Annotated in this window: 27 protein-coding genes and 1 tRNA gene; 10 read left to right on the top strand and 18 right to left on the bottom strand. The window is 31.5% G+C overall.

The window, feature by feature from the left end:
- Positions 1-140: 140 nt before the first annotated feature.
- The 4 genes from NMY3_RS02780 to NMY3_RS02765 form a co-directional block, all read right to left on the bottom strand.
- Entirely contained in the window at positions 141-632 is a 492-nt protein-coding gene (locus tag NMY3_RS02780; protein WP_196817426.1) for a DUF192 domain-containing protein, read from the bottom strand.
- A gap of 294 nt (positions 633-926) precedes the next feature.
- Positions 927-1,649: an SAM-dependent methyltransferase gene (locus tag NMY3_RS02775; RefSeq protein ID WP_196817425.1), complete on the bottom strand. Its 723-nt coding sequence runs from the start codon at positions 1,647-1,649 to the stop codon at positions 927-929.
- A 149-nt stretch (positions 1,650-1,798) separates the two neighbouring features.
- Positions 1,799-2,092, bottom strand: a complete 294-nt coding sequence (locus NMY3_RS02770; RefSeq protein ID WP_196817424.1) for an NADH-quinone oxidoreductase subunit I — start codon at positions 2,090-2,092, stop codon at positions 1,799-1,801.
- Positions 2,093-2,198: 106 nt separating this feature from the next.
- Positions 2,199-2,675 carry a stage II sporulation protein M gene (locus tag NMY3_RS02765; RefSeq protein WP_257720046.1) on the bottom strand — a complete coding sequence of 159 codons (477 nt, stop codon included), beginning with the start codon at positions 2,673-2,675 and terminating at the stop codon, positions 2,199-2,201.
- A gap of 136 nt (positions 2,676-2,811) precedes the next feature.
- Here NMY3_RS02765 and NMY3_RS02760 point away from each other — a divergent pair, with 136 nt between their 5' ends.
- The gene (locus NMY3_RS02760; protein ID WP_231100201.1) at positions 2,812-4,431 is read left to right on the top strand and encodes a DNA-directed DNA polymerase II small subunit; all 1,620 of its coding nucleotides are present in this window, start codon (positions 2,812-2,814) and stop codon (positions 4,429-4,431) included.
- A 22-nt stretch (positions 4,432-4,453) separates the two neighbouring features.
- On the opposite strand, the gene polC is transcribed toward NMY3_RS02760, so the two are convergent.
- Together polC and NMY3_RS02750 are read right to left on the bottom strand one after the other, a co-directional pair.
- Positions 4,454-8,071 carry a DNA polymerase II large subunit gene (gene polC / locus NMY3_RS02755; RefSeq protein ID WP_196817422.1) on the bottom strand — a complete coding sequence of 1,206 codons (3,618 nt, stop codon included), beginning with the start codon at positions 8,069-8,071 and terminating at the stop codon, positions 4,454-4,456.
- Positions 8,072-8,091: 20 nt separating this feature from the next.
- Positions 8,092-8,835 carry a geranylgeranylglyceryl/heptaprenylglyceryl phosphate synthase gene (locus NMY3_RS02750; RefSeq protein ID WP_196818454.1) on the bottom strand — a complete coding sequence of 248 codons (744 nt, stop codon included), beginning with the start codon at positions 8,833-8,835 and terminating at the stop codon, positions 8,092-8,094.
- An 86-nt stretch (positions 8,836-8,921) separates the two neighbouring features.
- Between NMY3_RS02750 and NMY3_RS02745 the strand changes: the two genes are divergently transcribed.
- Positions 8,922-9,287: a hypothetical protein gene (locus NMY3_RS02745; RefSeq protein WP_196817421.1), complete on the top strand. Its 366-nt coding sequence runs from the start codon at positions 8,922-8,924 to the stop codon at positions 9,285-9,287.
- Between the two features lie 80 nt (positions 9,288-9,367).
- Entirely contained in the window at positions 9,368-10,096 is a 729-nt protein-coding gene (locus NMY3_RS02740; RefSeq protein ID WP_196817420.1) for a hypothetical protein, read from the top strand.
- Here the strand turns inward: NMY3_RS02740 and NMY3_RS02735 are convergent.
- Positions 9,984-10,565 (bottom strand): hypothetical protein, encoded by a 582-nt coding sequence (locus tag NMY3_RS02735; protein WP_196817419.1) that lies wholly within the window; start codon positions 10,563-10,565, stop codon positions 9,984-9,986. The two genes, NMY3_RS02740 and NMY3_RS02735, sit on opposite strands and share 113 nt — an antisense overlap.
- 527 nt (positions 10,566-11,092) lie before the next feature.
- Between NMY3_RS02735 and NMY3_RS02730 the strand changes: the two genes are divergently transcribed.
- Entirely contained in the window at positions 11,093-12,304 is a 1,212-nt protein-coding gene (locus NMY3_RS02730; protein ID WP_196817418.1) for a Cdc6/Cdc18 family protein, read from the top strand.
- 80 nt (positions 12,305-12,384) lie between these two features.
- A complete protein-coding gene (locus NMY3_RS02725; RefSeq protein ID WP_196817417.1) occupies positions 12,385-12,639 on the top strand; it encodes a winged helix-turn-helix domain-containing protein in 255 nt (84 codons plus the stop codon).
- Between the two features lie 52 nt (positions 12,640-12,691).
- Here NMY3_RS02725 and NMY3_RS02720 read toward each other — a convergent pair whose 3' ends face one another.
- Positions 12,692-12,994: a hypothetical protein gene (locus NMY3_RS02720; RefSeq protein ID WP_196817416.1), complete on the bottom strand. Its 303-nt coding sequence runs from the start codon at positions 12,992-12,994 to the stop codon at positions 12,692-12,694.
- Positions 12,995-13,336: 342 nt separating this feature from the next.
- On the opposite strand from NMY3_RS02720, the gene NMY3_RS02715 reads away from it, so the two are divergent.
- Together NMY3_RS02715 and NMY3_RS02710 are read left to right on the top strand one after the other, a co-directional pair.
- Positions 13,337-13,612, top strand: coding sequence for a winged helix-turn-helix domain-containing protein (locus NMY3_RS02715; protein WP_196817415.1), 276 nt, complete (start codon positions 13,337-13,339; stop codon positions 13,610-13,612).
- Positions 13,613-13,723: 111 nt separating this feature from the next.
- Entirely contained in the window at positions 13,724-14,152 is a 429-nt protein-coding gene (locus NMY3_RS02710) for a universal stress protein (protein ID WP_196817414.1), read from the top strand.
- 88 nt (positions 14,153-14,240) lie between these two features.
- On the opposite strand, the gene NMY3_RS02705 is transcribed toward NMY3_RS02710, so the two are convergent.
- On the bottom strand, positions 14,241-14,501 hold the full coding sequence (locus tag NMY3_RS02705; RefSeq protein ID WP_196817413.1) for a winged helix-turn-helix domain-containing protein: 261 nt from the start codon (positions 14,499-14,501) through the stop codon (positions 14,241-14,243).
- 272 nt (positions 14,502-14,773) lie between these two features.
- Here NMY3_RS02705 and NMY3_RS02700 point away from each other — a divergent pair, with 272 nt between their 5' ends.
- Positions 14,774-15,112 carry a P-II family nitrogen regulator gene (locus NMY3_RS02700; RefSeq protein ID WP_196817412.1) on the top strand — a complete coding sequence of 113 codons (339 nt, stop codon included), beginning with the start codon at positions 14,774-14,776 and terminating at the stop codon, positions 15,110-15,112.
- 219 nt (positions 15,113-15,331) lie between these two features.
- Here NMY3_RS02700 and NMY3_RS02695 read toward each other — a convergent pair whose 3' ends face one another.
- From NMY3_RS02695 to NMY3_RS02685, 3 genes are all read right to left on the bottom strand, one after another.
- Positions 15,332-16,408, bottom strand: coding sequence for a phosphate uptake regulator PhoU (locus NMY3_RS02695; protein WP_196817411.1), 1,077 nt, complete (start codon positions 16,406-16,408; stop codon positions 15,332-15,334).
- 382 nt (positions 16,409-16,790) lie between these two features.
- The gene (locus NMY3_RS02690; protein ID WP_196817410.1) at positions 16,791-17,045 is read right to left on the bottom strand and encodes a hypothetical protein; all 255 of its coding nucleotides are present in this window, start codon (positions 17,043-17,045) and stop codon (positions 16,791-16,793) included.
- Between the two features lie 19 nt (positions 17,046-17,064).
- On the bottom strand, positions 17,065-18,075 hold the full coding sequence (locus tag NMY3_RS02685) for an MraY family glycosyltransferase (RefSeq protein WP_231100199.1): 1,011 nt from the start codon (positions 18,073-18,075) through the stop codon (positions 17,065-17,067).
- Positions 18,076-18,403: 328 nt separating this feature from the next.
- Between NMY3_RS02685 and NMY3_RS02680 the strand changes: the two genes are divergently transcribed.
- Positions 18,404-19,633 (top strand): hypothetical protein, encoded by a 1,230-nt coding sequence (locus NMY3_RS02680; protein WP_231100198.1) that lies wholly within the window; start codon positions 18,404-18,406, stop codon positions 19,631-19,633.
- A gap of 84 nt (positions 19,634-19,717) precedes the next feature.
- Here NMY3_RS02680 and NMY3_RS02675 read toward each other — a convergent pair whose 3' ends face one another.
- Together NMY3_RS02675 and NMY3_RS02670 are read right to left on the bottom strand one after the other, a co-directional pair.
- Positions 19,718-19,945: an LSM domain-containing protein gene (locus NMY3_RS02675; RefSeq protein ID WP_196817408.1), complete on the bottom strand. Its 228-nt coding sequence runs from the start codon at positions 19,943-19,945 to the stop codon at positions 19,718-19,720.
- A 63-nt stretch (positions 19,946-20,008) separates the two neighbouring features.
- Positions 20,009-20,329 carry a hypothetical protein gene (locus tag NMY3_RS02670; RefSeq protein ID WP_196817407.1) on the bottom strand — a complete coding sequence of 107 codons (321 nt, stop codon included), beginning with the start codon at positions 20,327-20,329 and terminating at the stop codon, positions 20,009-20,011.
- Between the two features lie 84 nt (positions 20,330-20,413).
- Here NMY3_RS02670 and NMY3_RS02665 point away from each other — a divergent pair.
- Positions 20,414-20,487 (top strand) — tRNA-Thr (locus tag NMY3_RS02665).
- 22 nt (positions 20,488-20,509) lie between these two features.
- Here the strand turns inward: NMY3_RS02665 and NMY3_RS02660 are convergent.
- The 4 genes from NMY3_RS02660 to NMY3_RS02645 all read right to left on the bottom strand — a co-directional run bounded on the left by NMY3_RS02660 (position 20,510) and on the right by NMY3_RS02645 (position 23,766).
- A complete protein-coding gene (locus tag NMY3_RS02660; protein WP_144734578.1) occupies positions 20,510-20,893 on the bottom strand; it encodes a CopG family ribbon-helix-helix protein in 384 nt (127 codons plus the stop codon).
- 84 nt (positions 20,894-20,977) lie between these two features.
- Complete coding sequence (locus NMY3_RS02655) at positions 20,978-21,841, bottom strand: hypothetical protein (RefSeq protein WP_196817406.1); 864 nt, start codon at positions 21,839-21,841, stop codon at positions 20,978-20,980.
- Between the two features lie 83 nt (positions 21,842-21,924).
- Positions 21,925-22,764, bottom strand: a complete 840-nt coding sequence (locus tag NMY3_RS02650) for a metal ABC transporter permease (RefSeq protein WP_196817405.1) — start codon at positions 22,762-22,764, stop codon at positions 21,925-21,927.
- A gap of 42 nt (positions 22,765-22,806) precedes the next feature.
- Entirely contained in the window at positions 22,807-23,766 is a 960-nt protein-coding gene (locus NMY3_RS02645) for a metal ABC transporter substrate-binding protein (protein ID WP_196817404.1), read from the bottom strand.
- Between the last annotated feature and the right edge of the window lie 275 nt (positions 23,767-24,041).

The following is a 24,041-nucleotide window of genomic DNA, read 5'->3' as shown; positions in this document are numbered from 1 at the left end:
GCCACATCCTGCTCTATTTATTCCCGGTTTAAAGCAATTCTGTCCTTTACTTTCTTGTAGCCGGACTTAAGAGTTAGTGAACTTGAGTTAGTGATATTGCTCTGATAAAAGTAATGTGTAGTAAAAGAGAAAAATAGAATTCAAGCTGAAATTATTTCTAATTTTGAACTTTCTGTTATGTTGTTGTGTTGGATAAATCCCGCCGAACTAGCCAGTACAAATTCTGCCGGTTTTGTATTCTTAAAGGTGCATTTGGATGAATCAAATATATTATCACAGGGTTGGGCATCTTTTTTAAGATAAACTATATCGCCATTTTGATCAAACCACATTAAATCTAATGGATATTTTATATTTAACAACCACATTGAATATAAATCAGGCTTATCATATATCAATAGTAACCCAGAATCCAAATTTGGTCTGTCGTTCCTAAATGTTAACCATCGTTGCCTATCAAAATCCGAATCAGCAATTTCGACGGTCAAAAGTTTTTCGTCTATTTTTATAGATCCTTTTGAAAAATTGATGTTTGCGTTCTTAATATCTGATGGAGCAAAGATAATTCCTAAAATCCCTATTACAAAGGCTGAAATAATCACGGGAATAAGGAGAGTTATTTTTTTTACCATCGTCTAATTATTAAAAAATAGGGGTATTTTAATAATGACTATAAGTGAAAATAACTGTCATGATTATCTAAAAATAAGATCAATAAAATGGAAAATGAGTCTAACAAAAATATTTAAATCTAGCCCTGAGATTCTCCACAGGCGGGGCATAATTTAATATTTTTAGACATTTTTGAACCACATTCAATACAACATCTAAATTCGTTCTTGCTCATTCAACATCATATAGAGTTAATTGTAATATATTTTATTTACGTTCAAAACTGAAATAATACAAATGGGGAAAGAATAAATTTAGAGCTCCAAGTAAGTTTGTCGTTTGTTTTGATCTATAACCATCACTGATAAATCGCTAAAGTTTTTGTTTTCTAGCGAACTCATTTTTCCAGTAAAAGTGGTTTCCTTTCCGTCATTTGTCAAATTTTCAAATACCCAAACGTCAATTTTTGAAGTGTCAAGTCCTTTTTCTTTGATAAATAATGAAATTTCAGAGGGCATAAAGTTTTTTGATGGTTCAGACGGCCACGGTCTTGGCACTAATATTACACTTTTCTTATCCACAATTGACTTTACCAGTTCTATTTTTTTTTCTTCAATATCACCAGTGACATGAAAAGTCATGATGTTAGATTTATCCAATGGAACTCTAGATTTTGCAGCTGCTACCTGTATAGAACTGATGCCAGGGATAATGCAGACATTTTCATCACCGAATAGGTATAAAAGCCGGTCCACAACTTCTGATTCCGAGAAATTTACATCTCCTGTAAAGGGAACAGTGCATATATCATTTTCTTTCATTAGATTATTATATACATTCAAATAAATCTCCTCTTGATTTTTCATGGTTATTTCAAATACTTGATTAAACGATCTATCAAGCAGGTGATCTATAGTATTTAGAGTATATTTATATCCTATAATATAATGAGATTGTTTGATAATTTCTTTTGAAAAATCCGTAAGATATTTTTTTGATCCTGGACCTACACCTATGACATACAATTTTTTTGTCAATTTCGCATTTTAGTAATTCTATTGGATATTTAAGTACTAATTATTAGAGAAAACTATATTAGAATATTAATGCACGGATGTAAATTTTATCAGTTTTATAATGGTTATTGAATTCTAAAATTAGAGAAAAAATAAAAATTGGTGGAGAGTTAGCCCTCTTCCCAGCCTTTCGTAAATATGGCGTTTTTCTTTAATGGAATTGGTTGTCCTGGTGTATAATCCATTGGTCTCATCCAGAAAATTGCTTTTGTTGGACAAACGCCAATACAAGCACCATCAGAGATACATCGTTCTGGATAAAAGACAAATGCTTTACCTCTTTTCCAACCTTCCACAGGTTTTACTCTTAATACATCTGGACCAAGAGCTGTACAAATTTCTACACATAAAGCACACCCAATACAATGCTGTTCACTAACATCTGGAAGTATTGCTACTGGCATCTAATAATTCACTGTACGTAAATCTTCATTAAAACTATTTAAACACTATGGCATTTTATAACATTGATATAAAATAATCCGAAAGCTATGCACGAATGACAGATGATCATAATCTTTTTGGAATATTTTCAATCATCATCCATTCTATTATTGCTCCAACAAAAAGCATTCCAGAAACTAATGCTACTTCAATTAGCAAATAAAATAGAGATTTTTTTGTAAATTTTTTTTTTAGTATTTCAAAAAATAAAATACAGCCTCGAGAAATTGCTAGTCCATATGAGACTAGCTCTAGGATTCCAAATGGTGTCAAGAAAATTACCAAGGGATTAGAATGTGCAACATCTGATAGGTTCATTATCGAATTAAACACTAAACCGGTAGAAAATCCAGAAATAGTTCCCATTACGAGGCCTATAACTGGAATAAACATCACTAATGCTATTTTAAGGTTATTTAAGAATATACCAAATTCGTCTATGTCACTTATCTGATTAATAAAGTTTTTTGATAACTCCTTAGAAAATGATTCATCCATTCTAAAGGAAAATCCAATATAAAAAATACTCAAGAAAAACAACATGGCAATAAAGAAAAACACCAGTCTCTTTTTAAATGTAATAAGCATAACCAATTATATTACTTTTTTTATCAATTATAATACTTTATTATTTATATAAAAAGATTTAAAGAATATCATCAACTAGTTAATTTGATTATTGACCGATAATTCCGATCTCTTAAAAATAATTTCCTTTATAACTAGTAAAGGATTTCAGATTCATCCCGATGCTTTAGTGTTGATTGAGAATCTACAGGTAGATGTGTATCAAATAGTTGAAGAGATTCTCATGATCAAAAGAGAGAGAGACGGGTCTAAGGTTATTTTATCCGACGATATAAAGAATATTTTAAAGTTTTCAACAAATAGTTCACTAATCGTAAATGATAATGCTAGTAATGGTACTACTATTGTTAACAAGCTAGATCATTCTGAAATCATTGATACTAAAAAAAATAATGAAGAGACTATTTTAGAATTAGTAACTCGTGATTTCGATGATTTTGAGAATAACTATTATGTCAACAACATAATTTATGATTCCAATAATAGTATTAATAGCGGTGAAGGAGTTGAAGGATATACTTCACTCTTTAGAAGCCGATTTGATAAATCCTTAAAAATTTTATCTAATAGACCAGACAGTAAAAGAATAAAAAAAATAGCGTTCATTAAACAATTTCTTAACCAATCAAGAATAAATCCAAAGTCACAGTCTAAGGAGAATTTGGAAGAATCTTTATTCATAGCAGGATTAATTATGGAAAAGAAGATCAAAAAGAATAGTTATAATTTGACTATTGATGACCAGAGTGGATTATTAGAGGCATTTGCATACGATGAAGATTTAAAAAAACAGATTTCATCATTAATTTTGGATCAAATGGTAATGATAGAACTTGAGAATAATTCAAAAAGAAAGAACCATATAATAAAAAAAATATTCTCACTAGACGTGCCAGACAGAATTCCAAATAGATCTCATTCTGAGGTATATAGTGTGTTAATATCTGATTTACACATAGGCAGTAAATTCTTCATGGAAGATGAATTTCAAATGTTTTTGAATTGGTTAAATGGAAACGAAGAGAATAAAGATATTGTTTCTAAAATAAAGTATATTTGTATTTGTGGGGATCTAATTGATGGAATAGGGATATTTCCGCATCAAGACAGAGAATTATTTGAAAAGGATTCATTTTCCCAGATGGAGCACGCTACAAATTTGTTGGCGAAAATTCCTAAACACATCAAGGTTTTTATGATTCCAGGAAATCATGACCTGGGAAGACGAGCATTACCTCAACCAGCAATACCAAGAAAATATGCTGATAAGATTTACTCTTTAAACAATATCACCATGCTAGGAAATCCCTGCATGATCAATATGGAAGGAGTAAAAACATTAATGTTTCATGGTCAAAGTTTGGACGATACGATTGCTACAATTCCTGGTTTAAGTTATTCTAAACCAGCAGAGGCGATGAAGATTTTACTTAAATCAAGACATCTCTCACCTATATACGGTCAAAGAACACCTATTGCTCCAGAATTAGAAGATATGATGGTTATTGAAGACGTTCCGGATATTTTCCATTCCGGTCACGTACATGTAATTGATGTGGATAGCTATAAGGGAACCTTGGTAGTGAATTCTGGCGCATGGCAAACCCAAACACCCTTTCAGCGCGCTATGGGAATTACTCCTACCCCTGGTATAGCAATTGTAGTTAATTTGGCCACTTTAAGACCATATCAAATAAATTTTGCAAACTAATAAACCAAAAATCATAATGATTTTATAAATAATCAAGTAATGTAGGTTGTTCCTTCTTTGATTGAAAAACAAAATTTCGCTCCACAATAAGTGATTCAACTCTGCTCCGTAGATAATTAGTGACTTTAAAGTTGTTACTCAAGTTTTCTGCTAAAAGAACATATTTTTCTACCGAACCTCGAGTAACCGTCTGTAGCAAGATATTATTACAAGTAAGACATTTACCATACAAAGGAATTCGCCTATACTTATCACCGCACTTATTGCATCTAAACGACTGCGAACAATAAGAACGCATATTACCCATTATGTCAGGAATAATATGTGTCGTCAGGACCATAGAGATTACTTCGTTTGTGTCTACAGAATTGATAAGATTTGCTGTGGATATTTGCATTTCTAGTTTTTCACTCATTGTATTTAATGTAGAATAAGCACTTCGATTTATGTCGGATATTAAAGTACCACTAGTATGAGTAAACCCATAATCATAAAATTGTTTTTCACTCCCTATTCGATTTTTTAGTATTTCAATCATATCAGAAACATCAGCTGCTTTTACCCCTAACCAAGTATTTTTATAAAAGTCTAGTGGATATTTTTCCGCAATGTCAACATTATGAGCTTGTCGTTGAACCTCATGAGGTAGTACAATAGGTTGTATTAGTAATGGAGCATCCATTAATCCACCTATTTTATCCGGCAAGAAAGAATATGAAAAGTTCAAAAATGCATCAAATAGTAGTATAATTGAATCAGCATCACCATCACAATCTCTTCTTTTTGCGGAATGCCATATCGGAGAACCCAAACAAACCTGTGATTCTGTAAAACCTATTATACGCCCAATAATACCGACTGAAGTATGAGGAGCTAATCCCACTATTAAATGTCCAATCAGATCATTTTCAGTATAGGCATTATAAATCGGTGGTAAATCATATAAGGTAACTAATTCTTCATCTATGAATTTAGCTGTTTTTAAGAGATATTTTGCAGAATCTAATGGAATTATGACATCTTGAATCAGCAATTCTACGATTTGTCTATCTGAATTAAGTTTATTCTGTAGATAATCAAATTTGTACCCTAATTCTCTTAATTTTGAAATGGATGTATCGATAAAACATGGTATGAAATGAGTAAGTGGTTCGTTCGTAGCGTCAAATCTTATGGTGCCGTCCTTAAATACAGATAAACCACATTTTTTTCTGAGAATGCCCTTCTCAATTTGTTCCGCTTCCTTGTCTTTCCCCATTAAAGCTTTCACTCCTTTTAAAGGAGAGGTTACCCTAAAGCTCAACCTTGTTTCGGCTTTTTCTATCAAGGTCTTTAAAGGAAATTTTATTGGAGAAAATGTTTTATATTCGTTACCACACTTTAAACATTTGTTCCTTTTTTTTATATTATCAATAGGATCAAACGTTAAATCTAGAGATTCAACTTTACAGACATTGCAAATAAATTTGATAGGAGTCGCCTGATTGCAATAGTTGCAGTTAGTACCTAAGGATGGAATATTACAATTAGAACAATATCGATTTGATTTTTCTGAATAAAAAGAATCTGCATTTGAAGCCTTTAGGAGGTCTCTCATGGGACCACCCTTGTTACCTACTGGAAACAAAACATGAATTGGGGGTTTCATCTTTCGCTCTGAAGCTTTTTCAGGTCTACCAACTCTCACCGATATGGAAGAAGAAAATTTTGAACGTATTTTAATGGAAGATATGGAATTTATTAATTTGATGACATTTGTTTTACTTTCACCCTTCTCCGACTGTAAGCTTTCAACAATTTCGCCTATATCTCTTATAAATCCATCCTGCGACATATAATTAGAAAATGTTGAAAAATGGATTTTATTGTGAGTTTCATATAACAAAGAGAGTATAGATTGGAATTCTGGAATACATAAGCACACTAAGGCAAAAATTTGAGATTCATCTAACAATACTATAGTATTACTAGGTGTATCTAAACTATGGAACACGCCTAGTTTTTCTAGAATACTTTTTAGTTTATGATCATATGATAGCCTCATTTCCTCGACAGTTGATTCAGTCTCTTTATCTCTGTTAAATAGAGAAATAAAAGATATCAAGACATTTCTAATTATTAAAAAATCTTTTATTGATATAGCTTCCCAGTAGAAGGAATATTTAGGATGTAGTGGTATGTCGAATTGCATCGATATTTTCAATGCATCTCTAAATTGTGGTATTATAGAGGGATTTGAACTCAATTTAACTAACTTATCATATTCAACAACAAAGTCATTTTTGACTTCATTGATGTGATTCAATTTTTCAAATAATTCCTGGGTCCATATTTCTTCAACATAACTTGCTGGTAATAATTGGGCATTATTCTCAAGAAAATCGCCGTAACTGATTAGAATGTCTCCTAAGTATAATATTTTGACTACCCGTGATCTTAAATTTAGCGCTTGTTCTACGGTATTGATCTGCAAGACCGTTCCGTCATCTAATTTTACTATTGGCGGTTCAATGGTGTCTACAAGGGCAATTGTAGAGGCTTTTCCAGGGACATCCATTTTAATTTGCGTTCCAACTACTACAGCAGAATTCAATAATACAGGAATCGTGTTGTGAATTCCTATCGTTGCAAATCCGGTATTAAAACACCTTCCGTATCGTAACCTAAATCCACCAATTTTCTTGTTCATAGATAACACGGGTCTTCCTGTAATTACTTCAGACATCCTATGACTCACAGTATCATCATCGCCCGTTTGGATTGCACCATTCATATTTGCAAGCCAATCCCAACCTTCTAACTCGAGTGTTTCGACCAATTTTGTGAGTTTTCTACATCTACCTATCAAACCATCGTTCATAACCCTGAGTGCCCCTCCTCTAACTCTATCCGTTTTTATCCTCTTCATCTCCCGATGAATTACTAATTCGACTGGATCTGTATCTACTCCATCAATCTCAACAGGCAAATTAGAGATGCAAAAATCAACATCTTTATCTAAGACTTTAAATTGAAAGTTTCCTACTTCCCTCTCATACAATCTTAATTCTTCTATAAACCTGCCAGTTTCATCATCAAAGGAATTTGTTTGATACTTGGCAAGTCCAGACACTCTTCTCACATGATCTGCTATAAGCATAGTTAGTGCGGCTTCAGTCCCTCCAGCAGATCTTATCGGGCCAGCAAAAGAGATTGAGAGGTATTGTGAACCATCCTTATTATTTTTCAATTGTACGTCAGATATACCCTGTAATGGAGCAACAGTGACTCCCTCAGTCACAACAGCCAAACTAACCCTAACCGCATTTTCTAATCTAGTCCTAAGATCTCCAGATCCATATTCCCCCTTTGCTATTTCCTCGGCTATCTTAAGAGCCGCTTTCTCTTTTGTTGTATAATTTAGTAATGCCCTTAATCTGTCTGATATATCTATATTATGCATTTTTGCAACTCTATCAGATAAGTCGTAGGCAATTTTTGGTTCAACATATGTTGTTACATCCAACCCCTTTTTTCTTGCCTTTTCGGCTACCAAATGAAGCTTATTTACCTGCTCCAGTAAGCTAATCTGATACTCTAAATAGTAACTTGGAATTGAAATATTTCTTAATCTTACTTTGGCTTCATCAATCAAATTCATAATTATTCAATCGCACTAATTCAGGAACGGATCGCCAGAATAATGTCATTAAATTTTTTTTCCCAATCTGGATCACGCTCTAATAATGTTCCTACAACTAAGATATCTGCCCCTGCCTCCGCTAATTCTTTAGCTATTGAGGAATTCTTAATTCCCCCTCCAACAATTAATAAGCCATCATAATACTTTCTAACATTTGAAATCATTTCGGCAGATACATTCTTTTTTGCACCGGATCCAGCCTCCAGGTAAACAAACCTCATCCCTAAATACTGTGCGGCCAGCGAATACATGACGGCGATATTAGATTTTTCAAAGGGTATACCCTTTGCTCTTCCAATAAACCAGGCGGTAGTATTATCTCCAATTATTATATATCCTGTTGGCAACGGTTCAATATTATACTTTTTCACCAACAATGCACCTAATGCTTGAGCTCCAGAAATAAAATATGGATCCTCGGAATTTAGCAATGAGGTAAATAAAATCGCGTCGGCATTGGGAGATACTCCTGTAACGTTTCCGGGAAATAAAATAACAGGAATAGATATTATAGATTTTATAGATATTACTAATTTGTCTAAATCCAGTTGATCTATGGCAGATGAACCACCCACCAAAATAGCTGAAGCACCAAGTGATTCAACTTTTTTCGCAACACCAGCAATGTCTTCAAAATTCTCCGAATCTAATAAAGCAAAACATATTTTTTTATGCCTTTTCAATTCATCATTAATATAGTTCTCTACCCGACTCAATATAATACTACACGTATATTAGTTGAATTTAATTTAATGATTGTGCTGGTATCTATTTAAAGAGTATAAAACTATACAATATTGTATAGCTAATGGAAAACAAAGAAGATATAAATAATTTATTTATATCCAAATTAATTGAAAAATCTCTATTTACCAATAGACAAATACAAATAATTTATAATTTCAAGAATAAAGAGAAAAGGCCAAAGGAAATAAGTTCAGGAGCTTACTACAGAGAAGTTAAGCAATCAAAGATAAAACTGCGGAAATTTTTTTACTCTATTCTACTGCTAAATCTAATAAATGTAATGAATGACAACCAAATTACTGCCTTAAACTCTATGACAAACAAACTTAGCATGCTTGAAGATAGTCACGCCAAATATCACGATAGGGAAATAAATAATGTGATAAATGTGATAGAAGATTTAATCAATAGAATAATTGATATGTGATATATCACATAATTTACAATAATAAATGTCAAATTATCACATACAATAAAGTTATATCACACTGTATTACTAAATTATGTGTGAGCATAGATATTGCATCACTGATATTAAATTATACCTTAGTTCCGTTTATTTCAGCAATAGCAGTATCAATTCTTGCTTTAAAGATTTACAACCTGTTAAAAAACAAAAAGTTTAACAAATACAATATTGAAACAAAAATTACTTCGCTTGAAAGTCAAATAAAAGATCAAATTAATAAAACTAATCTCATTTCTGAACAATTTAGAGTCTTATACGACAGAACTAATAAGACCAACGAAAAATTAGCCGATATACATGGTTTAATTAAATTATTAGATGAAAACATAATCTCTAACAACAATAAGATCAGGTCACAGAACTCTGTAATATCACCATTCCAAAACTACTTAAGCAATCCAAAAATTGAGACATCACTACCTAGTCACGACATAACATCACAAGATTCCATCAAGTCAGTAGATCAGGAAGAAGACCGTCAGAATAGTACAATAGAGTACATCCTAAAAAAATTAGAGGATAAATCTTTGACTACTAGAGAGATTCAAATGGTAATCGGTAGGACTAGAGAACACACTTCAAGATTAATGAAAAAATTGTTTGAAGAGAAATTGGTAGATAGAGATATGAGCACAAAGCCCTTTAGGTACACTATCACAGTCGAAGGTCGTAAACTGTTGTCAAAGCATTCTGTTTCAAAAAGTCATTCTCACCCTGATCTTCCGAATAATGTGAATCCATTAAACGATTTGATCGAAAAGTTGTAGGTGTCCCGCCGGACGAAATAATATCTTTTTGAATTTTAATTAACTTATAGATCCATTCTTTCCCTCTTTTGCTCCTTACCAATTTTTGCTTTTCAAAATACCTTGATAAATAAGTAGATATGAGACTAAGTTGTAACTGCTCACCGTATGATTCTTCATAGGATTCGGCAACATTAGAAGATGTAAAAGAACTAAAGGCAAAATTGTTTTCGATCAATGTCCATATCTTTGATCCAATCGAGTTATTAGATAAATTGTGTCCTATGTCATACTTTTGTAAACTATTATTTTGTTCTATAGGAACTTGGATATTGTTATCTAAATCATCCTTTGAGACGTTCAAGGATTCCACTAACTGAAGAACTTTTTGAATTTTGTCTTTTGATAGATTCCCTTCTAGAGATAAATTATATTTTCCACCCTCTGCATCCTCTAATTCAATTTTTATTCTCTTTTTTCCAGTGGACAATTTATCGTCTCTGTGAATTTGATAACATATGTTAACTTAACAATATGGAATAAAAATTGATAACTAAAAGATTAGTTTTTGTTAACTAAAATAAGCACAGAATTATTGATGTATATATTTCTAAAGTTAATTTGATCATCTATCTTAAAGGTTTTTCTAGTTCCAGTGGAAATAAAGGGGTTAATTCACGTTTATTATCATTGTTAATGAATTTAAAATTCCTCCAGTGGAAATAAAGGGGTTAATTCACGTTTATTATCAAATGATTTTTAACTGTTAAGGTTAATGTTAATTTTGTTTGATGGACACAGACCCCTCTATTTCTTATGTAATTAATATTGATTTTGATAGTAGAATTGTATTAATTTATTTAATTATAATGTATAAAATAATTGATTAACCTGTTTAAAATTAAATGTTAATAACAGTTAGCATATTAACATGACATTATCTTTTTATCATTCGAATAGAAAAATAGGGGTGTGTCTGTGTTGATTTATCAATACCATTAACGGAAGGAAATGATGATGGATTCAGATTATTTAGATAATATATTTGATAAGGCTGTTATTGGAGCCAATTTAATTAAAAATAGAAAAACATTAACAATTGATTACGTTCCTGAAAAATTGCCATTTAGAGATGAAGAGTCTAAAACAATCGCACAAGTACTATCAGTCGTATTAAAGAATGGTAGACCTTCTAATCTCTTAGTTTTTGGAAAACCTGGAACAGGGAAAACTGCCGTTGTAAAAAATGTAATTACTAGATTAAAAAAAAAATCAATAGAACATGGAATAGAAATTACCGTTACTATTATTAACGCAAAGACTTCAAATACTTCTTACAAGGTGTTATATGATATTGCGGAGGATATAGGGATTAATCGCTTCGACAAGAAATTAAAAGTCCATTTTACTGGTTTGTCTATGGGCGAAGCCACTGATAGGATCCTTGAATATTTGAAAAAAAATAATCTTCATGTAGTATTGATTATTGATGAGATTGATTCTTTGGTTGATAGGAACGGAGATGATGTTTTATATAACTTTACTAGAGCAAATGAACGTATGCTGGGAGATGGATTTGTATCTTTAATAGGAATATCTAATAGTCTTACGTTTAAAGACAAACTAGACCCGAGAGTTAGAAGTAGTCTAAGTGAGGAGGAAATAATATTTAATCCATACACAATAATTCAACTAAAAGAAATCCTAAATGACCGATCAAAACTAGCATTTAATGAGGGATCCATTGGTCAGGCCGCGATTAATTTGTGTGCAGCAGTGGCCGGGAAGGAAAATGGGGATGCTAGAAAGGCAATTGATTTATTAAGAGTAGCTGCTGAAATAGCGGAAAGAGAAAGGGCAGATATGGTTACTGAAAATCATATACGAGAAGCACAAGAAAAGATTGAAAAAGACACCAATTATGAGGTTATCAAAAATTCCACAACACATACAAAATTGATTGTTCTATCTGTCATGAAATCTCAAACTGGTATGACCGGAGATGTTTATGATATCTATACTTCATTATGTAAACAAATTGAACATGATGCTCTGACCCAAAGAAGAGTTACTCAAATAATTAGTGAATTAGACCAACTTGGATTAATTACCTCAAACGTCGTTAGCCATGGTAGGTATGGCCGTTCTCAAATAATCAAAATGGCTGTTTCTTCTGATACTGTATCCAAAGCGCTAAAGGATGATAATTTTTTATCCATGTTGTTGTGATCGAATGTTCTGATCGAAAGACATGATCGAATGGACAGCTTTTAATAAATACTTGATCAACAATGTTCTATTTGATAATAATGAAATATAGAAGTAGAACAGAAATAACTGTCTTAATACTAGAAGCAGCAAACGGTGGGGCTACAAAGACAAAAATCATGTACAAATCATTCCTTTCATATGCACAGTTAAAAGAATACTTTACAATGCTAATTGAGAATGCTTTGTTAGAATATGAAGATGGAACTCAAAAGTATAGAACAACAGAAAAAGGCTTACGACTATTAAAGATATATAATCAGATAGAAGAATTAATCCCAAGCACAATAAAATAATTTCTTTAATTCAACCCAAATAACTAAACCTGTACAACATAATTATTTATTTTCAGGGTTTTAATTCATGACTTATTATGTCTGAAGTTCCCTCTTTGTATTTTACTATTACCGTATCTCCAACCTCATAGGGACATTGATTAATGCCTCTAGGATGATCAGTAGTATCAACAACACAAATTCCTTCATTTTTGCTTAATATTTTAACTTCGGCGGTAACTTCGTCTCTGATTAAATTTTTAACAGGGAATACAAAAATACTCAAGACAATAAATGCACCTATAGCAATAATACCAAAAATTAATACTAGTTTCTTCGTTGAAGGTTCCGATGGAGTAGCAGACCCATAAGACATAAGATCATTGTCTGATTGTATTTTAAATAATTATCGTAACCTGAACCCTAGAGACCATATCCTATATTTGTTTTCAATATAATTGAATAATTGCTTATATCCAGGTAAAATAGGTAAAACTTGGTTTCGAAAATTCGTAATTAGATAACTAAATAACCTAACAATGAGAATTCATAGAGGTTTTCAATTACATTCTTAAAGGACTCAATATTAGTAAATGTCAGATTTTTTTGTGGAATAGATTATTATGTTAATCATGTGATCGAATGTTCTGATCGAAAGACATGATCGAATGGACAGCTTTTAATAAATACTTGATCAACAATGTTCTATTTGATAATAATGAAATATAGAAGTAGAACAGAAATAACTGTCTTAATACTAGAAGCAGCAAACGGTGGGGCTACAAAGACAAAAATCATGTACAAATCATTCCTTTCATATGCACAGTTAAAAGAATACTTTACAATGCTAATTGAGAATGCTTTGTTAGAATATGAAGATGGAACTCAAAAGTATAGAACAACAGAAAAAGGCTTACGACTATTAAAGATATATAATCAGATAGAAGAATTAATCCCAAGCACAATAAATACCTCTAATAAAGACATTTTTTAGTATACTTTTCTAATTTTTCTATCTAAAATATAATTTTTTAAATCATTTACTTTGTACAAGAACATATCTAAAATATTAGATTTATATCATTGAATTCACTCATATAATCTAATGAATTCCAGAATACTTGCTCCAGTGGATGGTTCTGAAAATTCAATGAGATCCTTAGATCATGCTTCCTTCTTGAGTTCTAAATTAGACTCAAAATTGATAATCCTATATGTACTTGAAATCCCTCCTTTCGTTTATATTCAATCACAAAAACTAGTAAACTCTATAATGGCAGAGCTAGAAAAAGAAGCCAAAACTGTTCTTGAAAATGCTGTTAATAGAGTAAAAAACTATGGTTTAGAGCCTGAAACCATATTTTTGGAGGGACAAAATGTCGGGTCTATAATAATTGATTATATCGAGAAAAACAATTTTGATTATATTGTTATAGGGAGTAGAGGTAGAGGGAAATTTAAACACGCCATACTGGGCAGTGTTTCTCACCGAGTATTACATCATAGTAAAATTCCGGTACTAGTAGTTAAATAAATATAAAATAATGACAATGAATTAGGAAGTATTATTTATAGAAATCTAGTAGTTTTAGTTTTGCCTGTATGATAATAAATGAACGTCACTAATTTACATTAACTTGTGGTATTATTTCTTCTATCTGATTATATATCTTTAATAGTCGTAAGCCTTTTTCTGTTGTTCTATAGATATTCAACAATCCAGCTTCATATTCTAGCGAACCATTCTCAATTAGCATTGTAAAGTATTCTTTTAACTGTGCATATGAAAGGAATGATTTGTACATGATTTTTGTCTTTGTAGCCCCACCGTTTGCTGCTTCTAGTATTAAGACAGTTATTTCTGTTCTACTTCTATATTTCATTATTATCAAATAGAACATTGTTGATCAAGTATTTATTAAAAGCTGTCCATTCGATCATGTCTTTCGATCAGAACATTCGATCAACTTTTCTTTACTATTTCATGATATACTTTTAAAATTTATATATAGTAATATGCACACATAATATAGTTAATAGATTTTATAAATATTATCTTTTTCAATTATTTTATGATACTATTTCACTGCAATGCAGTGAACACATTGATGTTTTAAATATGTTATATAAAAAATATGATGGTTGATCAATAATAGTGAAAAAGATTGAAATAATAATTCCAGACAGGGAACTACAAACTGTTGGTGCCGTTTTAAAGGATAATAACATCGGAGGAATGAGTCACTATCGAGTTCAAGGAAAAGGAATATCTAAAGCCGAACCTGTTTCAATTGGGAGAGGTACTATGCAATACACTCCGGAATTTGTTCCTAGAACAAAAATTGAAATAGTTGTGAAGGACGATGTGGTAGATAAACTAGTCAATAACTTATTGGATACACTTAGTGATAAAATAGGTGGCAAAATTTTCATAACGGAAGCACAAGAGGCAATAGACATAAGAACAAAGGCTAGAGGCGAGTCTGCCATTTAATATTTTAATAACATTTTGATTCCAACCTATTATCTTATTAATATTATTATTTATTCATAATATTTATAATAATTGTTATTTTCTTAACTTCGTGGATAAACAAGTTTGGTGTTTTGTATGTAATTCGCTTAGATCCGTATGTATTCATGATAATTGCAATATACACTGTAGCCTTTGTTTTAAAATAAATCAAATTTTACTACAAAACAATATCTAATTTCAATTCTCTCCCTTCTTTTCTACTTTGATTATCTCTCCCACAGTTTGATTCATAGCTGATTCTGCAATATCACTTGCATGTTCTACAGTTCTGCGTATATCTTCAAGTATTAATTTTACTCCCGCGTTGATATTGTGACTATCGATATCCTTATTTTCTAACGAATCTAGGAACACCATGATCTCTCTTTCAATACCAAGAACGTTATCTGATTTATCTGCAATTTTATCAGCCAAATTATAGTCTCTTCTTAAGAAGGCCTCAACTGCAGATGTCAAAACCTCCAAAGCAGAATTACTCAATTTCTCCAATTTTTCAGTTATCAAAGAAGGGATTAAGCTTTGAATTTCCATCGATTTTGAAGCAATTCTCGATGCATGGTCGGCAACTCTTTCGATACTTTTGACAGTAACTCTATAGCTAAGACAATCAGAGGCATTTTTTAACCCTATTTCCTGTAATACTCTTTCATTATTAGTACCCATGACTAGATTTCTTAATATGTAGAGACTAAATCTATCCACCTCATCATCCGATCTGATCACTCCCATCGCTATATCATAATTTTTTTCTTTTAACGCCACCAAGGCATCTCTATGCATTGATGAAGCAATCAAAAACATCCTCCGTACAGCCGTGTTAACTGATAATTCTGGTAGTGTTAATAAAACTTGAATGGTAATTATATCGGAGGAATCCGCAATAATTTCAGTTCCTATCAAACTTCTTCTTACTACTTCTCTAACGGCCTCTCTTTGTATAGGTTGAATTCTTGCCGATTTCGCTTTTAGATTTATTAGGTTATATCCTGATAAATACATTGAAACAATTTTTCTCTTTAGGGTATTGGGACCTTCATCAATCAATACCTGAGTACTAACTTCGTTTGTAGAGTCCTGTAATCTCTTCTCTTGCTCTGGAGTAATACATAGCGAATTGTTTGAACCTCTCGAGATAGAAACATGGTCACCTGCTTTAAGATTCATTTCTTCAATCCATTTTTTTGGTAATGATAAAATGTATGTGGATCTACCTGTAAATTGAATTTTTCTAATGTCCGAATTCAATTTATTCAATAATATACCTATCTATTATTGATATATATAGATTCTTAATAATAATAGTTATTACATTATAATTCAATACTATTGTTATATCTATATGAATCAGACCATCATCATATACTTCTTTCCCAAACTATATTAATTTTCTTGATTAATAGATTATATTATGTTGATTCTAAAGAATAATATTGACAGAAAATTCTGTCAGGCATATAGATACGATTAAAGAATTGGAGTCGCTCAAATACGAATATCAAATTCGTTGTAGCCATTATAGCTTAGAGTATTCATCTAAAGACAATATAATAACATGTTCAATTTGTGGAAAGATTTGGAATTTTGTAGAGAAAAAGGGATTTTCTAATTTAATCCAGGTTTATACTGCGGAAATAGATTAACCATTTTTTTTTCCCGACAGTTTTTTTAACAAATATACTTTCTTAAATTTATTCAGTACAATTATTAAAATTCCAACTATAATAACTGCTAATGTTGCCTGAATAAATGAAGTCTTTAGAAAAGATAGAGAATCATTTTGATCTATTTGAAATTTGCTGATTGGGGCTATAACAAAAATAATAAAAATACATGCTGTCATGACCAGTACCCACATAAACAAGATAAAGAATTTGAGATCTAGAAAATTCATTTCTTCTCCTACTCCTACTCTATCCACTGGATATAATAAATTGCAATAATATTGTTATTAGTGCAAGTGATGACGAAAAGGTAGCTAATTTATAAATTTTCATAACTATTTCTCTTTCAGAAAGTTTTCCATCTAACAAAATTAACCTAACTAGAGTGATAGGCGCATTCTTATCTTTTGAAGCCTGTAGCGTAAAATCTTCATTTAGTATAGTTGGTCTAGATTTCAATTCTCTGTGTTCAACAATCTTTCTTACACTACTCAAGAACAAAAATGAGTTCATTATTGCTGGTAATAATGCTATGATTGCAATTATTTCTGATTTTGACGCAATTGCTAATGCCCCATACATTGCTCCCATCAATAGCGTACCTGAATCTCCTGGAAATATTTTACTGGGATATTTATGAAACATATAAAATCCTAATAAAGCCGCTAAAAATGGTATCTCGATCATAAGAATTTCTAGATCTCCAAACAAAAAGGTACTAATAATTATTGGAAACATCGTTATAATCATGAAACCTGTTGCTACTCCGTTGAATACGTCTATCGAGTTTACTGTATTTCCTGCTAGTGGTATTGATATTAATATTAATGGGATGTATAGGATTGGGATAAACACACTCCCAAAAATCACGTTTAATTCGTTGTCGTATATGTGAAAAATAATTAAAGGTATTGAGGCTAAAATCAATGCCCCAGGTTTAAACCATCCTGGCATTATTCTAAAATCGTCAATAATTCCTATTATGAAGGCAATAGTCGTAGTAAGTAAAATGCTTATTATCTCGAGATTCCCGGTAACAAAATATAAAATTAGCTCACCAATGACAATGCTTAATAATAATATCGGCCCCCCGGGTCTAGGAACCTTGGGTTTATTTGGTTTGTGATTATCATTTACAACCTTTCCTTTGAGTTTTAGAAATTTAATAAAACTTGGCATCAAAAATAGATTTATTAGAAAAGCGATAATAGATGCGATAACGGTGCCTATTACTAACTCTTCAAAATTAGGCAAAAACAACTATTTTATTATAGATTATCTATATATATAATATGGGTCAATTTAACCAAAAAACTACAATTTTGTTTTTAAAGATAGTACAAAATTGATTCTATCGAGGTATCGCCTTAACACTTTACACATAAAAGAAGAATATGGCCGCCTAAGATCATCATATACATACTAAACCATCCCTTTTAATTTATAAAAAAAATCTATCTTATTTATGTATAATAGATATATTGTTAAGTTAATACTAGCATTCTAAAGTGCTCATTATAAAGTATGATTGTTTTATTTTTTCGTGCACATAGCAAATAAAATCAGTCCCATTCTAATGGTGTTTTTATTGATATCGTTTTCAACTATATATGCAAAATTTACTCCTTCGTACGGTCAAATAAGTTTGGTTCCTGATAATTCATTGATCGCCCAAACTACTGACTGTATTACGAGTATGATGACTAGTGCGCTTATTGGTATAAATTCTGATTGTACTGACAACCTAGATAAAACAAATTCAACAGCTTCAGACAAAGCCCCTGATAGTACCACTTCTGTATCTTCTTCAGACAAAGCCCCTGATAGTACCACTTCTGTATCTTCTTCAGACAAAGCCCCTGATATTACCACTTCTGTATCTTCTTCAGACAAAGCCCCTGATAGTACCACTTCTGTATCTTCTTCAGACAAAGCCCCTGATAGTACCACTTCTGTATCTTCTTCAGACAAAGCCCCTGATAGTACCACTTCTGTATCTTCTTCAGACAAAGCCCCTGATAGTACCACTTCTGTATCTTCTTCAGACAAAGCCCCTGATAGTACCACTTCTGTATCTTCCTCCTCTAGTAGCAATCCATACAATTTAAGTAAGAACAATCCATTCTATCATGAATTTCAGAGCAAAAATACTGTTGACGGTGACGTCAGTACTCCCACTTTTACTTCTGATTCATCAAATTCAGCTAATGGTAATTATATGGATACCTTCAAGTCTCCACCCCAAGACAAACCTTCGACCTTCGTCAAGTCTCCACCCCAAGACAAACCTTCGACCTTCGTCAAGTCTCCACCCCAAGACAAACCTTCGACCTTTTCGGGGTTACAACAGCAAAATATGAATCAACCAGTATCTAACCCTTCGACCTTTTCGGGGTTACAACAGCAAAATATGAATCAACCAGTATCTAACCCGTATTCATTCCAGTCATTCCATACATCAATCAACAAAAATATCTATACTAATCCAACTAGTAGTGAATTAGGCGAGTCTCTAGATGGCAAAAACAAACATTCAAAGGAAATCTCTGCATGTTTTGATAGAGCATTTAGCATTGATAACTATTTATCTGACTCGGAAATTATTGAATGTGCCAAAGATCGAGACAGTTATTCTCAAAATAGCCTTCACAATTATGCTTTAAGCGACAACATAAAGAATAATGACAATGACGGTAAGACTGATAACAAACATTCAAAGGAAATCTCTGCATGTTTTGATAGAGCATTTAGCATTGATAACTATTTATCTGACTCGGAAATTATTGAATGTGCCAAAGATCGAGACAGTTTCAAATAATTTAACTTAATTTTTTTTGAAAAACTTGATTATAATCAAGTTAGTGATTATAATCATTATCAGGATTCACTATTCTATATATAATCAATCTGTTGCTATGATAACAATGTTTTCGCCTTTGATGAATATTTCTCCCATTTGTTGAACTTTATCTCCCTCTAAAACTTCAGTTGCATTTTCCAGTGTTAGGTTCATGTATTGATCAAAACTTTTCAGCTTTCCCTTGATAGTTCTCTTTCCTTTTAGTTTTAGAAGGATGTCCTTATTTACACTTCCTTGTAAGATATTGGATTGATTATTCGGTGACGACAATAAAGTTAAATAACTTTTTTTTGTTATTTAGGTTTAACTTAACTATTTATTTCTGAATATAGATTAAACCCATGACCAGGGCTCAATGTTGCGCATTAAACATTGTTTTCTTATTATTTTCTTTGAGCGTTCAATGGATTCTGCTTCACTTATGTTACCCTTTTTTAAATACTGCAAAAAAATTTCTTCATAGAGTTTTTTAGCTCTCTCCTCTGTGAATTCTTTGTAATCATTAATCTTCTTTGTTTTCTTTGCCTTTATTGGTTCTACTTCCTCATGTGACTCTTCATCAATTTTGTTAGTTCCCTTCAAATTCTTATATTCTTCTTTGCAATCATTACAATTCCAGTCAAAAAAAAATTCATGTATGTTGCATTTTGTCACATCATAGAAAAAAATACATTATTATTTAACTTTTTCATACTTCTAATACTTGGAAATTATTTGCAGATTGGTTCTAACGCTGCCGCCATAGTAGCTCAGCCTGGCAGAGCGAAGGTTTCGTAAACCTTAGGCCGTGGGTTCAAATCCCACTTATGGCTTTCAAATTAATATGTTGAACTACTATGTTACCACTAACCTAACTTGATCCATTTTTCTGTTCCCTTGAAATTTCTTTGTAATATTTTTAATCTCTCTTGCATCACCATAAAGTACAAAAATTTCAAGGCATCTGTCTTTGTCTATCTTATTGTGAATGTGGGTATTAATTATTTTATCAAATCCATGTCGAATTTCACTAATTTCTTGATCAGATTTTTCATCATGTATTACCAGAAGAACTGAATGTAGAACTCCTGACAATTCGTCTATTCTTTTCTCTTCTAAAAGTAGGTTTCTAACACTAGCTCTTACGATTTCTGATCTGCCTGAAAACCCCAAAAACTTTTGCAATTTATCTAGTTCTTGGATTATGTTTTCATTCAGTGAAATGCTTATGATTGGCAATGTTTTCTATTATGATCATTTCATAATATTTGTTTTTTCCATTTACGAATGGTTTCCATTGTATAAATCCGTATCATCATTATCCTACTTTGGTGGCTCTATTTCTCTTATGCTCAAATCTTTAAAGTTCAAAACCACATTATCTGCACGAAAAGTAACAATAGGTCCTGAATTCAAAACCATATGATCTTTGGATCTACCACAATTTGCACTATAGAATACTTTATCTGAACTACTTGCATACCAGCCCCCGTTATCCGTAATTTCAAAAACTTTGACCCAATGATTAGAATTTGAGTTATCTAAATATGATTCCATTTTTACCGCGGAATCATTATTTGTATTGTAGATCACAGTTTTCCAACCAATCCATCTATTCATCAATGAGTCGGTTATTTTAGGAACTGATTTTTCTTTAGTATATCCTCCGGTAAACCAAATTTCTTTTTTCCATGCTGCAGAACCATCGGGATAAATGCCACCATGAAGGGACAAGCCGTGACACGGAAAGTCTTCATTATGTTGATCAGTTCTTGCTACCCAGTCAATATCTGTAATAACACTTTTACGCGGGTTGATTATCGAGTCTATTTTTACATATCCAGTAATTTCAACATTTTTCCATTCTTCTGTCCCATTTAATGTGTCTACATTAATTCGAATTTTGTCATCCCTTATTTTCCAAGATCCATCATCCTGTTTGGCTAATCTAGGGTTAAAGGTAAAAGTTACATTTGGATCATTTTTGGGGTTCGACATGTTAACATACCATTCCCTGCCATCGGATTTGGTAGGATATATTTTTTCAATACCGAATTGATCATCTGCATTTATGGTTGTTGTTGTTTTATTTTCCTGTTGAGCAGATACTGTGATATTATCAAAAATAAGTAAGCAAGTAAAAAACAAAAGTGATGAAGCAAAAAGAAAGACAAATGTAAATTTCATACCAAAATTCATTTCTTTAAAAACATACTGGTTATACAAGTACATAATAATATCGGGTAATAGCTGATAAAAACTATTAATTGTCAAGATCTTATCTTTGTTTCGGTCTTGATTTTTATTTTTGAAGAAAAAAACTTTAATACATTTACTCCAAAGAATATTCCAGCAGAGGTTATCACTATCATTCCACTAGGTGTAATATTCCATTCAAATGCTAATATTATACCCAAAATAACAGATATCAAAGAAAAACAAATCGAGAATAGTATGGTTTTCTTGAATCCATATCCAAGTAGCAACGAAGAAACATTAGGAATTATTAAGAGAGACGAAACCATTAGTACTCCTATCAATCTAATGGACATTACAATTGCAATGGTTGCCAAAGTAATGAATAAAATATTTAATACAACTGTATTGATGCCATTTACTAATGCTTGTTCCTCATTAAATACAAGATATATTAATTTTTTGTAATATAATATAACAAATGCAATAACTATAACGCTTAAAAGTACGGTACTAACTGTTTCTTCGATATTGACTAATAATATACTTCCAAAAAGATAGCTTGTTATATCTATAGAAATTCCTCCAGATAAGCTGATTAATACCAATCCCATCGCTAGCCCAAGAGATAATAGAACTGAGATAGATGAATCTGAATAGATTCTTTTGCTTGAATTCAATTTTATGATTGCTAATGCTCCAATTATTGAAACAATTAATGATACCCAAATAGGATTAGATTTTAGAAACAATCCTAATGCAATCCCTCCAAAAGCAACATGCGACATTGCATCACCAAACAAAGAAAATCTTTTTAATATAAGAAACAATCCAATCAGCGAACAACTTATAGAAATTGCTATTCCAGAAATAAGGGCACGTTGCATGAACTCATACTGGAGAATTTCAATCATTGCTATTCAATTCTTTTTTCATATTCTATATAATTCAAATAATTAATTTTCACATCTGAGCGCTATTTTCAAATTATCTAAATTATCGTACATTTTTGAGAAATAATCTTTATCTGAAGTTTGTTCTTCCTGTGTAATCATTTCGATCGGGCTCAATATCATTACCTTCCCTCCTATTTCATTTGCTATTGTGTTTGAAAGTCTAGGCTCAACATTATCTTCTGAAAAAATAATGTTTACACCTAGTTGCTTAGCTAATTTTATTGCATCTGCAATTTTTTGAGGGTTAATGTCTCCTTCAGGTGATGGACCACTAATTGAATGCTGAGTTAACCCGTATCTTTTTGCAAAATAGCCAAAAGCATCATGAAATGCTATAAAATCATTCAGATTACAATTAGTCAAGTTCGTATTAATATCTGAATTTAATAGTTCTAGTTTGCTATTAAATTCATTAAGATTGTTTGTATAATAATCTGTATTTTGAGGATCTAAAGATACTAATTTTTCAAATATGGTTTTTGAATATGCTTTAACCAAATTGGGATCAAGCCAAATATGGGGATCTGGAGTAGATCCTATACTTTCAATTGGAAGATCCTTACTCAAGTCAACTATTGCTGCATTTCCTATCTTGTTAATCCAGGATTCAAATCCAGCTCCATTAATAAAAATTACATCAGCTTTTTGTAGTTCAATTATTTGTCTGGCTGTGGGTTCAAAATCATGGGGTTCTATACTGGCAGGTACTATAGTTGAAACATCTACTCTGTCTTTGCCTATTTTCTTGACAAAATCATAAATCGGATAAAAAGATGCGAAAATTTTTAGGTTTGTATTATTTGATGTAATTACGCCCTGACCCTTTGATTCATTGATAATATTATTATTATTTTGAGATAAATTAGTGGTAGCAATAGACTTTGGTATGATTGAAGAAAATAAAGTTATAGTTAAAACAATAAAGCAAAAAGAGATCCAAGTCTTATAATTCTCTCGCATGAAAATAATTTGGTTATTAATAATATAAAGTTTACTTATTAATTGTTATTAATTTATTGGTAATATTATAATAATATTCAACAGACGGAAAATGTGTCAATTATTGTAATCATAGTGATCATAAGCATTTTTTAGTTCATTTTAGTCAATCAAAGACGAGCAAGATTCAAAAACACTTCATGAAACAAGCAAAAAATTTATCGATCACATCCTTACCTATCCTTAATAACAATAGCTTGTATACCAATGAAAGAAATTTAATATGTAATATGATT

Source organism: Candidatus Nitrosocosmicus oleophilus (assembly GCF_000802205.1).
GTDB classification, from domain to species: Archaea; Thermoproteota; Nitrososphaeria; order Nitrososphaerales; family Nitrososphaeraceae; genus Nitrosocosmicus; species Nitrosocosmicus oleophilus.
Note: the sequence above shows the minus strand (reverse complement) of the source record. Positions and strands in the feature narration are given on the sequence as shown.

Bases quoted from the DNA above. Each gene is read 5' to 3' on its own strand.
- NMY3_RS02780 (WP_196817426.1), bottom strand. From the start codon at position 632: ATGGTAAAAAAAATAACTCTCCTTATTCCCGTGATTATTTCAGCCTTT.
- NMY3_RS02770 (WP_196817424.1), bottom strand. From the start codon at position 2,092: ATGCCAGTAGCAATACTTCCAGATGTTAGTGAACAGCATTGTATTGGG.
- NMY3_RS02765 (WP_257720046.1), bottom strand. From the start codon at position 2,675: ATGTTGTTTTTCTTGAGTATTTTTTATATTGGATTTTCCTTTAGAATG.
- polC (WP_196817422.1), bottom strand. From the start codon at position 8,071: ATGAATTTGATTGATGAAGCCAAAGTAAGATTAAGAAATATTTCAATT.
- NMY3_RS02745 (WP_196817421.1), top strand. From the start codon at position 8,922: ATGGAAAACAAAGAAGATATAAATAATTTATTTATATCCAAATTAATT.
- NMY3_RS02730 (WP_196817418.1), top strand. From the start codon at position 11,093: ATGGATTCAGATTATTTAGATAATATATTTGATAAGGCTGTTATTGGA.
- NMY3_RS02725 (WP_196817417.1), top strand. From the start codon at position 12,385: ATGAAATATAGAAGTAGAACAGAAATAACTGTCTTAATACTAGAAGCA.
- NMY3_RS02720 (WP_196817416.1), bottom strand. From the start codon at position 12,994: ATGTCTTATGGGTCTGCTACTCCATCGGAACCTTCAACGAAGAAACTA.
- NMY3_RS02715 (WP_196817415.1), top strand. From the start codon at position 13,337: ATGAAATATAGAAGTAGAACAGAAATAACTGTCTTAATACTAGAAGCA.
- NMY3_RS02710 (WP_196817414.1), top strand. From the start codon at position 13,724: ATGAATTCCAGAATACTTGCTCCAGTGGATGGTTCTGAAAATTCAATG.
- NMY3_RS02705 (WP_196817413.1), bottom strand. From the start codon at position 14,501: ATGAAATATAGAAGTAGAACAGAAATAACTGTCTTAATACTAGAAGCA.
- NMY3_RS02690 (WP_196817410.1), bottom strand. From the start codon at position 17,045: ATGAATTTTCTAGATCTCAAATTCTTTATCTTGTTTATGTGGGTACTG.
- NMY3_RS02655 (WP_196817406.1), bottom strand. From the start codon at position 21,841: ATGAAATTTACATTTGTCTTTCTTTTTGCTTCATCACTTTTGTTTTTT.
- NMY3_RS02650 (WP_196817405.1), bottom strand. From the start codon at position 22,764: ATGATTGAAATTCTCCAGTATGAGTTCATGCAACGTGCCCTTATTTCT.
- NMY3_RS02645 (WP_196817404.1), bottom strand. From the start codon at position 23,766: ATGCGAGAGAATTATAAGACTTGGATCTCTTTTTGCTTTATTGTTTTA.